Genomic DNA, 12,830 nt, shown 5'->3' with positions numbered 1-12,830 from the left:
AACGGATACCCACCGGGGGTACCATCCCGCCATGACCCCGGACAACCGCCTGCCGCGCGATGCGCAAAGCATTCTCGAACTCGCCGCGAGGTCGATGTTCGAGCTGTTTGCCAATGCCAGCGAAGGCATGATGCTGGTGGACCGCGACGCGCGCGTGGTCTGGATCAACGATCAGTACCGGCGCTTCCTGCCTGCGCTCGGCTTCGAGCGCGAAGAAGACTTCGTCGGTCACCCGGTCTCGCGCGTGGTGCAGAACACGCAGATGCACCAGGTGCTGGCCACCGGCAAGCCCATCCTCATCGACCTGCTCACCAACCGCGCCGGCACCTTCGTGGTGAGCCGCATCCCGCTGCGCGACGACGCCGGCGAGATCATCGGCGTGCTCGGCATCGTGCTGTTCGACCATCCCGAGACCACGCTGCAGCCACTCATCAGCAAGTTCGCACGGCTCGAGCAGGACTTGAGCGAGGCTCGCCGCGAGCTCGCGAGCCAGCGCCGCAGCAAGTACACCTTCGCCAGCTTCGTGGGCAGCAGCGACGCCGCGCTGGAAGTGAAGCGCCAGGCGCGCCGCGCCGCCCAGTCGGCCAGCCCGGTGCTGCTGCTCGGCGAAACCGGCACAGGCAAGGAACTGCTCGCGCACGCCATCCACGCGGCCTCGCCGCGCGCGGGCCGGCCCTTCGTGAGCGTGAACATGGCGGCGGTGCCCGATACGTTGCTGGAAGCCGAGTTCTTCGGCGTGGCCCCGGGTGCCTTCACAGGCGCCGACAAGAAAGGACGCGACGGCAAGTTCAAGCTCGCCGATGGCGGAACGCTTTTTCTCGATGAACTGGGCGACATGCCGATGTCGGTGCAAGTCAAGTTGCTGCGCGCCCTGCAGGAGGGGGAGATCGAGCCACTGGGTTCGAACAAGCTGGTGCGCTTCGATGTGCGCGTGGTCGCGGCCACCTCGCGCGACCTGCTGCAGATGGTGCGCGACGGCACGTTTCGCGAAGACCTGTACTACCGCCTCAACGTGTTGCCCATCCGCGTGCCGCCCCTGCGCGAACGCAGCGACGACATTGCGCTGCTGATCGAGGCGCTGTGCGAGGACATCGCTGCGCGCGGCGGCGGGGCGCAGCTGGAGCTCACCGCCGATGCGCAGAGCCTGCTGGCCGCGCAGCCCTGGCGCGGCAACATCCGCGAACTGCGCAATGTGCTGGAGCAGCTCGCGCTGCGCAGCGACTCGCACCACATCGCCGCCGCTCAGGTGGGGGCGGTGCTGCAGGAGGCCGGTCTGCCCGCATTGCCCGCCACCGTGCCGGTCGGCACGACACCCCGGGTGCGCGAGGGCGAGGCGCTCAGGCCGCTGCCCGAGCAGATCGCGGAGCTGGAGCAACGCGCCATCGCACAAGCCCTGGCTCACACGGGCGGCAATCGCACCGCCGCAGCGAGACTGCTCGGCATCTCGCGCGCCAGCCTGTACGACCGCCTCGCCGCGCAGGGTGATGCGTCTGAAATCCAGACAATCGTCTGAATTTCAGACGATTGGTGTTTTCCAGACTGTCTGAATTTCAGACGATGAATGTCGGGCTTGCAATAAAGTCTTTGGAAATCAAGGGTCTTCCTGCTTGGCACGAAGCCTGCAATGGATCGGTACGGCGCATCGCGCTGTGGCAAGAATCCTTCCAACCAGGAGACAAGACATGACTCACACCACCCGCCGCCTGGCGGTCATTGCGCTCGCCTGTTCCGCCGCCCTGGGCACCACGCTCGGCCAGGCGCAGGCCAACAAGAACGAGATCCGCATCGCCCACATCCACAGCAAGACCGGCCCGCTCGAGGCCTATGCGAAGCAGACGCAGGCGGGGCTGATGATGGGCCTGGCCTATGCCACCGGCGGCACGATGACCGTGGCTGGCAAGAAGATCGTGGTGATCGAGAAGGACGACCAGGGCAAGCCCGACGTGGGCAAGAGCCTGCTCGCCGCCGCCTACGCCGACGACAAGGTCGACCTCGCCATCGGCCCCACCGCGTCGCCCGTCGCGCTGGCCATGCTGCCGGTTGCCGAGGAATACAGGAAGATCCTGCTGGTCGAACCCGCCGTGGCCGACTCGATCACCGGTGACAAGTGGAACAAGTACATCTTCCGCACCGGCCGCAACAGCAGCCAGGACGCCGCCGCCAATGCCGTGGCGCTGGACCAGCCGGGCAATGTGATCGCCATGCTCGCCAACGACAACGCCTTTGGCCGCGATGGCGTGAAGGCCGCCAAGGACTTCACCAAGAAGGCCAAGATCGTTCACGAGGAATACCTGCCCGTGGGCACGACGGACTTCACTGCCGGCCTGCTGCGCATCGTCGACAAGCTCAAGGACCAGCCGGGCACCAAGTACATCTCGGTGGGCTGGTCGGGTGCGCCCACGCCGTTCGGCAAGATCGCCGAGATGGAGCTGGAAAAGCGCTACGGCATCAAGCTCGCCACGGGCGGCAACATCCTGCCGGCCATGGTGGCCTACAAGAACTTCCCGGGCATGGAAGGCGCGCTGTACTACTACTTCGGCATCCCCAAGAACCCGGTGAACGATGCCATGGTGGCCGAGCATTACAAGCAGTTCAAGGCACCGCCCGACTTCTTCACCGCCGGTGGCTTCTCGGCCGCGATGGCGGTGGTGACGGCGCTCAAGAAGACCAACGGCGACACCAACACCAACAAGCTCATCCAGACCATGGAAGGCATGAGCTTCGAGACGCCCAAGGGCACGATGACCTTCCGCAAGGAAGACCACCAGGCCATGCAGAGCATGTACCACTTCAAGATCAAGGCCGACCCGGCGTTTGCCTGGGGTGTGCCTGAACTCGTGCGCGAGATCAAGCCCTCGGATCTGGACATTCCGATCCGGAATAAGCGCTAACCCCCTGCGCCGCTGACGCGGCTTCCCCCTTGAAAAGGGGACAACACCTGCGGCCCGGCAAAGCCGGTTCCGCGGTGTTTCTGGAAGTTCGCCGCACTTGCGGCTCACGGCATACCGCTGCCTTCTGCGGAGAGTCCCTTCATGCTTGAAACCCAAGACCTCACGGTCCGCTTCGGCGGGCACGTGGCGGTGAGTGCCGTCTCCTGCGCGTTTGCGCCGGGCACGCTCACCGCCATCGTCGGCCCCAACGGCGCGGGCAAGACGACGTACTTCAACCTCATCTCGGGGCAGATCAAGGCCAGTGCGGGCCGTGTGCTGCTGGGCGGCAGCGACATCTCGTCGCTGGGCGCCCCGGCGCGTGCGCAGGCGGGGCTGGGCCGTGCGTTCCAGCTCACCAACCTGTTTCCCAACCTCACCGTGCAGGAGAACGTGCGGCTGGCGGTGCAGGCGAGGGCGCGCGCGGGCTTGAACCTGTGGCGCATCTGGAGCGACCGGCGCGACCTGCTGCAGCGTGCCGACGAGGTGCTCGAAACCGTGGCCCTGGCCGACAAGCGCGATGCCCTGGCTTCGAGCCTGCCGCACGGCGACCAGCGCAAGCTCGAAGTGGGCATCCTCATGGCGCTGGAGCCGCAGGTGTTCATGTTCGACGAACCCACCGCCGGCATGAGCGTGGACGAGGTGCCCGTGATCCTGAACCTCATCCGCAAGCTCAAGGAAGACAAGAGCAAGACCATCCTGCTGGTCGAACACAAGATGGACGTGGTGCGCGAACTCTCCGACCGCATCATCGTCCTGCACAACGGCGAACTCGTGGCCGACGGCGAGCCCGCCAGTGTCATTGCATCCCCGGTCGTGCAGCAGGCCTACCTGGGCATCAACCCGGAAGAAAAGGAAGAGGTGGCCGCATGAGCGATCTGCTCACACTCAAAGGCGTACACACGCACATTGGCGCGTACCACATCCTCCATGGCGTGGATCTCACCGTACCCGCCAACCAGCTCACCATGCTGCTGGGTCGCAACGGCGCGGGCAAGACCACCACGCTGCGCACCATCATGGGCCTGTGGCAGGCCAGCCAGGGCAGCGTGACGCTCGACGGCCAGGACATCACGCAGCGAGCCACACCCGACATCGCGCGCAGCGGTGTGGCCTATGTGCCCGAAAGCATGGGCATCTTCTCGGACCTCAGCGTGAAGGAGAACATGCTGCTGGCCGCGCGCGGCGCACGCAGCCTGGACGACATCGACACGAACCGGCTGGAGTGGATCTTCGGCCTGTTCCCGGCCATGAAGAAGTTCTGGCTGCACCCGGCCGGCAAGCTCAGCGGCGGGCAGAAGCAGATGCTCGCTGTCTCACGCGCCATCGTCGAGCCGCGCAAGCTGCTGCTCATCGACGAGCCCAGCAAGGGACTGGCACCCGCGATCATCCAGAACATGATCGCGGCCTTCCGCGAACTCAAGGCCGCCAGGACCACCATCCTGCTCGTGGAGCAGAACTTCAACTTCGCACGTCAGCTTGGCGACAGCGTGGCCGTGATGGACGACGGTCGCGTGGTGCACAGCGGGTCGATGGCGGAGCTCGCGTCGGACGAACAGCTGCAATCGAAGCTGCTGGGCCTTTCTCTCGGAGCGCACCAATGAAACTCTTCAACGCCGACTTCGACTGGAAGCCGCTCGGGCTCGTGCCTGCGCTGGCCCTGCTGGCGCTGCCTGCCGTGGGCAGTCCGTCCACGTGGATCACGCTCACGGTGGCGGGCCTGGCCATGGGCATGATCGTCTTCATCATCGCCTCGGGCCTCACGCTGGTGTTCGGCCTCATGGACGTGCTGAACTTCGGTCACGGCGTGTTCATCGCGCTGGGTGCCTTCGTCGCCTCCACCGTGCTCGCGAGCATGGGCGCCTACACCAGCGCCGACAGCCTCTGGCTCAACCTCGTTGCGCTTCTGCCGGCCATGCTGGTGGCCATGGCGGTGGCGGGTGCGCTGGGCTGGGTGTTCGAACGCCTGATCATCCGCCCGGTGTACGGCATGCACCTCAAGCAGATCCTCATCACCATGGGCGGCATGATCATTGGCGAGGAGCTGATCAAGGTGATCTGGGGACCCGGGCAGATTGCATTGCCGCTGCCCGAAAGCCTGCGCGGCTCCTTCATCTTTGGCGATGCGGCGGTGGAGAAGTACCGCCTGCTCGCCGTGCTCGTGGGTGCCGCCGTGTTCGCCGCCATGGTGTGGACGCTCAACCGCACCAAGGTCGGCCTGCTGGTGCGCGCCGGCGTGCAGGACCGCGAGATGGTCGAGTCCCTCGGCTACCGCATCCGCCAGCTGTTCATTGGCGTGTTCGTGGTGGGCAGCGCGCTCGCTGGCCTGGGCGGCGTGATGTGGGGCCTGTACCAGCAGACCGTGCTGCCGCAGATGGGCGCGCAGGTGAATGTGCTGATTTTCATCGTCATCATCATCGGCGGGCTCGGCTCCACGCTGGGGGCGCTCATCGGTGCGCTGCTGGTGGGGCTGATGGCGAACTACACCGGTTTCCTCGCCCCCAAGGTCGCGCTGTTCTCCAACATCGCGTTGATGGTCGCCATCCTGCTGTGGCGGCCGCAGGGTGTGTACCCGGTGACGAACCGCTGAACAGGAGCGCCACATGTTGTCCCGACTCCTCTCCAACGACCTCCCGCGCAGCCGCTGGCTCGTCGCGTTGCTCATCGTGCTGTTCCTGGGCCTGGCGTTCGCGCCGTTCCTGTTCCCTGGCGTGAAGGCGCTCAACGTGGCAGCCAAGGTGCTGATTTTCGTGGCGCTGGTGGCCAGCTTCGATCTGCTGCTGGGTTATACCGGCATCGTCAGCTTCGCGCACACCATGTTCTTCGGCATTGGTGCCTACGGCATTGCCATCGCGCTCAACGCGGCGGAAACACCGTCGTGGGCCGCGATCCTGGTGGGCGTGTTCGGCGCACTTGTCATCTCGCTCGTGCTCTCGTTGCTGATCGGCCTGTTCTCGCTGCGCGTGAAGGCGATCTTCTTCGCCATGATCACGCTCGCGGTCGCCTCGGCGTTTCTCACGCTGGCGTCACAGCTTTCCGACATCACCGGTGGCGAGGACGGACTCACCTTCCGGGTGCCCGAACTGCTGTCGCCTGGCTTCACGCTGACCGAAGAGCCGCTGCAGACACCGCTGGGCGAGGTGGACCTGAACGGCCGTTTGATCACCTATTACCTGATCTTCCTGTCGGTGACGGCGATCTTCCTCATCATCCTGCGCATCGTGAACTCACCGTTCGGCCGCGTGCTGCAGGCGATCCGTGAGAACGACTTCCGTGCCGAGGCGCTGGGCTACCGCACCGTGGTGTACCGCACGCTGTCCAACGTGCTGTCGGCCTCGTTCGCCACGCTGGCGGGTTGTCTGCTCGCGCTCTGGTTGCGCTACAACGGGCCGGACACCTCGCTGTCGTTCGAGATCATGCTGGACATCCTGCTCATCGTCGTCATCGGCGGCATGGGCACGCTGTACGGTGCGTTCATCGGCAGCGTGCTCTTCGTCATCGCGCAGAGTTACCTGCAGGACCTGCTGCGCATGGCGGGGGAGGCCACATCGGGCCTGCCCTTGCTGCCCGCGCTGCTCACCCCCGACCGCTGGCTGCTGTGGCTCGGGTTGCTCTTCGTTCTCTCGGTCTATTACTTCCCCACCGGCATCGTGGGCAAGCTGCGTGAGCGCGCCTCGCTGGCGCGCATGAAAGGCCAGCCATGAACACCACCACCCTGGAAGCACCCGTCACCACGGCCGTGGCACCGCGCTCGCGCTACCTCACCTGCGAGGGCCGCGAAATCCACTTCATGGACTGGGAGCCGGAGACACCCAACGGTCAGGTTGTCATCGCCTGGCATGGGCTGGCGCGCACCGGGCGCGACATGGACCCGCTGGCCGCGCACCTGAGCGCCCTGGGCTGGCGCGTGATCTGTCCCGACACCATCGGGCGCGGCCTCTCGCAGTGGAGCCCCCGGCCCGAAGCCGAGTACTGCCTGGACTTCTATTCGCGCATTGCCACGGCGCTGGTGGACCAGCTCGTCATCAGGCGATTCCACTGGGTGGGCACCTCCATGGGAGGGGCGATCGGCATGGTGTGCGCCGCCGGGCCGCTGCACGGCCGCATCGAGCGACTGGTGCTCAACGACATCGGCCCCCAACTCGCCGATGAGGCGGTGCAACGCATTCGCGCCTATGCGGGCAGCCCCTCCGCGTTCGACACGGTGAGCGAGCTCGAACAGTACTTCCGCACGGTCTACAAACCATACGGTTACCTCAGCGATGCCCAGTGGCGCCTGCTGACGGAGAGCTCCACCCGCCGCCTGCCCGACGGCCGGGTGACGCCGCACTACGACCCGGCCATGGTGCAGCAGTTCTCCCACCACCCGGCGGACTACGACCTGTGGCCCACCTACGACCGCATCGACATTCCCGTGCTCTGCCTGCGCGGGGCGGAGTCGGACCTGCTGCTCGCCGACACGGCCGAAGCCATGCGCGACCGCGGGCCGCGAGCGCTGGTGGTGACCATCGCCGGTTGCGGGCATGCGCCGGCGCTCAATGTGCCCGATCAATTCGAGCTGGTACAGCGCTTCCTCGCGGGGCATTGAGCCTGTAGGAGAAGTCCTACAACAAATACAGGGATCTTCTCATGCCATCCGCTGGCATTTCGTGCGATGTTCCAGCCAGTGGAGAAGCTCCGCAGACGGGCGGAGCCAGCTGCTGAAAAGCGTTGTTCGAAGACGTAGCAGGGACATGCCTATGCCGCAAGCGCAAGGGGTAGATGTCGACCCGGGGTACCGCTTCGTGCGCGACCCGATGGGCAGTGCGTTGTCCGCACAACCGCTGTCCAGGACCGCAAGCAACACGACCGATGTGTATCTGGTCGAAGACTTTCCCATCCTGCGCGATGGTTTGCGCACGATTCTGGAAGGTGCCGGGCACCGGGTGATCGGGGAAGCCGACCATCCCGCCCCCGCCGTGGCCGATCTGGCCCGCCTGGAGCCACCCGTTGCGGTCGTGGATCTGCGGCTGGACCACCACTCCGGCATCGAGGTGCTCGAACAGGTGCAGCGGCGCCAACTGCGAACCCGTGTCATCCTGCTCAGCCTCACCGAGCACCCGCGCGATGTGGCCGAGGCCATGCGGATGGGCGCGTTCGGTTACCTGTTGAAGGACTCGCATGCCGACGAGCTGTTGAATGCCGTGGACAAGGTGGCCAGCGGTGGCCGTCACCTGGGTCAGCGTGCACAGCAACTCGCGGTGGAAGGTCTCATGCGAGAAAGCCGGCAGCCGGGGGGGGGAGCCGTTGTCGATGCGCGAAAAACAGATTGTCATGCAGGTCCTGCGCGGCAAGAGCAGCGCCGCGATCGCGGCCTCGCTGTTCCTCTCGCCCAAGACGGTGGACTCCTACCGCAGCCGCGTCATGGCCAAGCTCGGTGTGGACGACCTGCCGGCGCTGGTGCGCCTGGCCATCCGTGAAGGCTGGATCGACCTGGATGACGCCTGAGTGGCCTTAGCGCACGCGGCCGCCCACGGGTAGCCAGCGCACCAGGCGGCTCAAGCCATCGCGTCCGCTGGCCGCCCGCCCCACCAACGCAGAACCCGCCAGCATGCCGGCGGTGCGCACCAGGAAGGAGGGGCTCTTGCGCGTGAGCGTCCATACCGCCAGCCCGGCCCCGAGCACCAGCCAGTGTTCGCCGGGAAAGCTGTCCCGGCTGTCGTCGGCCGGCTTCACGCGTGCGGCGAGGGCACGGCCCTGGGGGGCGTCTGCGGCAGCGCGGCTTCTGTTCACCATGGTCTTCTCCTGCTGCGGTGGTTGAGGCGAAGCCTGACAGTAGCGCGCTGGGGCGCGCGGCGGTGTAGGACTTGGCGAGTTCGTGGCGTGGTGGGCTACCGTCGCAGGATCTTGTCCATCGCCTTGCCTTTGGCGAGTTCGTCCACGAGCTTGTCCAGATAGCGGATGCGCTGCATCAGCGGGTCTTGCACCTCTTCCACGCGCACGCCGCAGACCACGCCCTTGATGAGCGCGGTGTTCGGGTGCAGGGCCGGGGCCATGGCAAAGAACGTGTCGAAGTCGTGGCCCAGGTCGATCTGCCGCTGCAGGCCAGCCGGGTCGTAGCCGGTGAGCCAGCGGATGATCTCGTCCACCTCGGCGCGCGTGCGCCCCTTGCGTTCGGCCTTCTGCACGTAGAGCGGGTACACCTTGGCAAAAGCGGTCTGGAAGATGGGGTGGGTGGGCATGGCGACATCCTCCTTGAGCAGTCAGGCTTGTTGAAGCACCAGGCTGGCGCGCAGGCCGCGTCCGTCGTCCGCGCTTTCGAGCAGCAGTTCCGAACCGAGCAGACCCGCGTAGCGCGTCACGATGTACAGGCCCAGGCCGCTGCCCTGACCCAGCAGTTCGCCCTCGCGCCCCTGACTCCAGCGCTGCATCAGGTCCCGGCGCAGGGGCTCGGCAATGCCCGGCCCGTCGTCTACCACCGCCAGCACGCAGGTGCGGGCCCCGAGGTCGGCGGACAGTTCGACCGTGATCGTCCGCCCGCCGTAGCGCATGGCGTTGTCGATCAGGTTGTCGAGGATGCCTTCGATCAAGGCCGTGTCGGCCCACACCACGACGTCGTCCAGCCGGCCGTCCAGCCCGCGTGCGCCGAGGTCGACACCGCGCGCGTCCGCCTTGTCCAGGTGGCGCAGCACCGCCTGGCCGACCAGATGCGTGAGCGAGATGCGTTCCTTCTGCAACACGACCTCCGCCTCGTCGGCCACGGCGAGATCGAGCAACTGGCTCACCAGTCGACCGGCGCGCTCCGCGCTGGTGGCGATCTGCTGCAACTGCTGCTGTGACACGGTGGCATCGGGGTTGGTCTGGCCGTAGTCGGCCAGCGCGCGGATGCGCGCCAGTGGCGTGCGCAGTTCGTGCGCCACGTTGCCCGCGAATTCGCGCTGTGCACGCACGCTGTGGCCCAGTCGCTGGAAAAGCGCGTTCACGGCCTGACCCACCTGTTCGATCTCGCGCGTCGAGGGGGTGATGGTGACGGGGGTGAGGTCGTTGGCATCGCGGTCGGCCAGAGCGTCCTGCAGGCGTGCCAGCGGGGCGAGGTCGCGTTCGATGCCGCGCCACAGCCAGAAGGCCAGCAAGGCGAGCAACAGCAGGAGGGGGAGGGCGCCGAAGACCAGCATGCGCTGCACCAGCGCGGCGCGGACATAGGTGGTGTGCGCCATGACCACGTGGTACGGCTGACCGTCCACCATGTGGCGCAGTGTCACGGCGCGAACCGGAAGGCCCTGGTAGACGATGTTGCTGTAGCGAAAGCCGGGATCGACAGCGGGCAGCGGCGTGGGTGGCAGCGGCTTGCCGGCGAGCAGCGAGCCGTCCGGGCGCAGCACGGCGAAGTGCACGGCCTCGGCCTGGTCGAACAGCGCGGCCATGAGCTCACTGGGGGTGAGTTGCAGTTCCACCTCGCGGTCGGGCTGCATCTGCACGTGCGAGGCGATGGAGTAGGCGTCGTCGAGCAGGGCGCGGTCGAACGCCTGTTCCGTGAAGTGGCTGGCCACGCCCAGGGTGGCGACGGTGCCCGCAAGCCAGGTGAGTACCAGTGGCACCATGACGTGCCGCAGCATGCGGATGCGCAACGAGGGGGCGGGCCGTGTGGCCACAGGTGTGCCATCGCTCATGTCTCGGGCTCCAGCAGATAACCGATACCGCGCAGCGTGCGGATGGAAGCACCGCTGCCGGCAAGTTTCTTGCGCAGGCGTGAGATGAAGGCCTCGAGCGCGTTGTCGCCCAGCGCATCGTCGAAGCCGGAGAGTTTGTCCGACAACTGCCGCTTGCTCACGGCGTGGCCGGGTGGGCTCATCAGTTCCCACAGCACCTCGAACTCGCGCGCTGGCAGATCCAGGGCCTGGCCGGCCACGGTGAAGCGGCGGGCGCGGCGGTCCAGCCGAAGCTCACCGAGCTGTGCCGAATCGTCGGTGCCGATGGCGCGGCGCACCAGCGCGCGCAGGCGGGCTTCCACCTCGGCCAGGTCGAAGGGTTTGCCGAGGTAGTCGTCGGCGCCGGTGTCGAGCCCCGCGATGCGCTCTTCGGTGCGGTTGCGGGCGGTGAGCACCAGCACCGGGGTTCTGTCGCCGCGCGCGCGGGCTTCGCGCAGCACGTGCAGGCCGTTGCCCATGGGGCTGCCGGGTCGCTCGTGCTGCGGCAGGTTCAGGTCCAGCAGCACCGCGTCGAACGGTTGCACGCGCCAGAGGTGGTCGGCCTCGCGCACACTGGCGGCGGGGTCGACGCGATGACCCGCGTGTTCCAGGCTTCGCGCGATCACATCGCGCAGCACGGCATCGTCTTCAACCAGCAGGATCCGCATGACCCGGAGGCTAGCAGAGGCGCGCTGCCTGCTCAATCGCCCTGGGGCTGCAGCTGCTGGTGATGATCGAGTTCGCGTTTGGCGCGCAGGTTGTTGCGCAGCGTGGACCAGAACGCCCACAGCAGCAGGGCCGCTGTCATGGCCAGCAGCGTGGCGCTGATCGGGCGATCGATGAAGATGCCCGGATCTCCCCGCGAGATGAGCAGCGCGCGGCGCAGGTATTCCTCCAGCATGGGGCCGAGGATGTAGCCCAGCAGCAGCGGCGCGGGCTCGAACTTGAGCACCATCAGCAGGTAGCCCATGATGCCGAGCGCGGCCACCGAGTAGATGTCGAAGGTGTTGTTGTTCACGCTGTAGACGCCCAGCGCCACGAACACCAGGATGGCCGGGTACATCCACGCAAAGGGAATGCGCAACAGCGCGACCCACAGGCCGATGGTGGGCAGGTTCAGGATGACCAGCATGATGTTGCCGATGGCGAAGCTGACCACGAGGCCCCAGAACAGGTTGGGCTGTTCGGTGATGAGCATGGGGCCGGGCTGGATGCCGTGGATGATCAGCGCGCCCAGCATCACGGCCATCACCGCGTCGCCCGGAATGCCGAGCGAGAGCGAAGGAACGAAGGCTGTCTGTGCGGCGGCGTTGTTGGCCGATTCGGGTGCGGTGATGCCCTCGATCGCACCCTTGCCGAAGCGGCCAGGGTCCTTGGCGACCCTGCGCTCGATGGCATAGGACATGAAGGCGGCGATGGAAGGGCCGACGCCGGGCAGCGCACCGAGTGCGGAGCCCAGCGCGGAGCCGCGCGCCATGGGCTTGATGGTCGTCTTGAACTCCTCTGCGGTGGGCGCCATGGAGCGCAGGCTGATCTTCTCCGGCTTGCGGCTCGTGTCGGCCGAGTTGATGCAGCGGATCACCTCGGCCACGCCGAAGAGGCCCATGGCCAGTGCCACGAGGTTGATGCCGTCCATGAGTTCGGGCACGTTGAAGGCGTAGCGCGTGGCGCCGCTGTTCACATCGGTGCCGACCATGCCGAGCAGCAGGCCGAAGACCATCATGCACAGGCCCTTCATGGCCGAACCCGCGCTCATGGATGAGGCGGCGACCAGGCCGAGCAGCATCATGGCGCAGAACTCCGCGGGGCCGAACTTCAGGCCGATCTCCGCGATGGCGGGTGAGAACAGCGTGAGCAGGATCAGGCCCGACATGGCACCCGCCAGCGAGGCGATGGTCGTGACGAACAGCGCCACGCCGGCCTTGCCCTTGCGGGCCATCGGGTAACCGTCCAGGCAGGTCACGGCCGACGAGGGCGTGCCCGGCAGGTTCAGCAGGATGGCCGCGGTGGAGCCGCCGTACTGCGCACCGTAGTACACGCCGGCGAGCATGATGATGGCCGTCGTGGGTGGAATGTGGTACGTGAGCGGCAGCAGCAGCGAGATGGCCGCGAGCGCGCCGATGCCGGGCAGCACGCCGACCACGGTGCCCAGGAAGACACCGAAGAAGCAGTAGACGAGGTTGATGGGTTCGACCGCGACTTGCAGGCCGAGCCAGAGGTTTCCGAGCAGATCCAT

General features: G+C 66.6%; 13 protein-coding genes and 1 pseudogene. 9 read left to right on the top strand and 5 right to left on the bottom strand.

Translation table 11 applies throughout. The annotated features are described in order from the left end of the window. Window positions 1-31 precede the first annotated feature (31 nt). The 9 genes and pseudogenes from J2X09_RS02130 to J2X09_RS02090 all read left to right on the top strand — a co-directional run bounded on the left by J2X09_RS02130 (window position 32) and on the right by J2X09_RS02090 (window position 8,414). Window positions 32-1,513, top strand: coding sequence for a sigma-54 interaction domain-containing protein (locus J2X09_RS02130; RefSeq protein WP_204731699.1), 1,482 nt, complete (start codon window positions 32-34; stop codon window positions 1,511-1,513). A 169-nt stretch (window positions 1,514-1,682) separates the two neighbouring features. Continuing rightward, complete coding sequence (locus J2X09_RS02125) at window positions 1,683-2,891, top strand: substrate-binding domain-containing protein (RefSeq protein WP_204731698.1); 1,209 nt, start codon at window positions 1,683-1,685, stop codon at window positions 2,889-2,891. A 141-nt stretch (window positions 2,892-3,032) separates the two neighbouring features. After that, window positions 3,033-3,800 (top strand): ABC transporter ATP-binding protein, encoded by a 768-nt coding sequence (locus J2X09_RS02120; RefSeq protein ID WP_204731697.1) that lies wholly within the window; start codon window positions 3,033-3,035, stop codon window positions 3,798-3,800. Continuing rightward, window positions 3,797-4,531 (top strand): ABC transporter ATP-binding protein, encoded by a 735-nt coding sequence (locus tag J2X09_RS02115; RefSeq protein WP_204731696.1) that lies wholly within the window; start codon window positions 3,797-3,799, stop codon window positions 4,529-4,531. The genes J2X09_RS02120 and J2X09_RS02115 overlap by 4 nt, the downstream gene beginning before the upstream one ends. After that, window positions 4,528-5,517, top strand: coding sequence for a branched-chain amino acid ABC transporter permease (locus tag J2X09_RS02110; protein WP_204731695.1), 990 nt, complete (start codon window positions 4,528-4,530; stop codon window positions 5,515-5,517). Before J2X09_RS02115 ends, J2X09_RS02110 begins: the two co-directional genes overlap by 4 nt. 13 nt (window positions 5,518-5,530) lie before the next feature. Next, window positions 5,531-6,631, top strand: a complete 1,101-nt coding sequence (locus tag J2X09_RS02105) for a branched-chain amino acid ABC transporter permease (RefSeq protein ID WP_204731694.1) — start codon at window positions 5,531-5,533, stop codon at window positions 6,629-6,631. Further along, complete coding sequence (locus J2X09_RS02100; RefSeq protein WP_204731693.1) at window positions 6,628-7,515, top strand: alpha/beta fold hydrolase; 888 nt, start codon at window positions 6,628-6,630, stop codon at window positions 7,513-7,515. The genes J2X09_RS02105 and J2X09_RS02100 overlap by 4 nt, the downstream gene beginning before the upstream one ends. After that, window positions 7,451-8,053, top strand: a pseudogene (locus J2X09_RS27030) (response regulator); the annotation flags it as partial. The gene J2X09_RS02100 and the pseudogene J2X09_RS27030, both read left to right, overlap by 65 nt. A gap of 187 nt (window positions 8,054-8,240) precedes the next feature. Next, window positions 8,241-8,414 (top strand): LuxR C-terminal-related transcriptional regulator, encoded by a 174-nt coding sequence (locus tag J2X09_RS02090; protein ID WP_310307221.1) that lies wholly within the window; start codon window positions 8,241-8,243, stop codon window positions 8,412-8,414. Window positions 8,415-8,420: 6 nt separating this feature from the next. Here J2X09_RS02090 and J2X09_RS02085 read toward each other — a convergent pair whose 3' ends face one another. The 5 genes from J2X09_RS02085 to J2X09_RS02065 all read right to left on the bottom strand — a co-directional run bounded on the left by J2X09_RS02085 (window position 8,421) and on the right by J2X09_RS02065 (window position 12,830). Beyond that, complete coding sequence (locus tag J2X09_RS02085) at window positions 8,421-8,702, bottom strand: hypothetical protein (protein WP_310307220.1); 282 nt, start codon at window positions 8,700-8,702, stop codon at window positions 8,421-8,423. Window positions 8,703-8,797: 95 nt separating this feature from the next. Beyond that, window positions 8,798-9,148: a DUF2200 domain-containing protein gene (locus J2X09_RS02080; protein WP_204731691.1), complete on the bottom strand. Its 351-nt coding sequence runs from the start codon at window positions 9,146-9,148 to the stop codon at window positions 8,798-8,800. Window positions 9,149-9,169: 21 nt separating this feature from the next. Then, the gene (locus J2X09_RS02075) at window positions 9,170-10,576 is read right to left on the bottom strand and encodes a sensor histidine kinase (RefSeq protein WP_204731690.1); all 1,407 of its coding nucleotides are present in this window, start codon (window positions 10,574-10,576) and stop codon (window positions 9,170-9,172) included. Next, window positions 10,573-11,262, bottom strand: coding sequence for a response regulator transcription factor (locus tag J2X09_RS02070; protein ID WP_204731689.1), 690 nt, complete (start codon window positions 11,260-11,262; stop codon window positions 10,573-10,575). Before J2X09_RS02070 ends, J2X09_RS02075 begins: the two co-directional genes overlap by 4 nt. Before the next feature lie 32 nt (window positions 11,263-11,294). Then, window positions 11,295-12,830, bottom strand: a complete 1,536-nt coding sequence (locus J2X09_RS02065) for a tripartite tricarboxylate transporter permease (RefSeq protein ID WP_204731688.1) — start codon at window positions 12,828-12,830, stop codon at window positions 11,295-11,297.

The sequence above is a fragment of the Hydrogenophaga laconesensis genome (assembly GCF_031457235.1).
Taxonomy (GTDB): Bacteria; Pseudomonadota; Gammaproteobacteria; order Burkholderiales; family Burkholderiaceae_C; genus Hydrogenophaga; species Hydrogenophaga laconesensis.
This window is presented reverse-complemented; position numbering and strand designations above follow the sequence as displayed.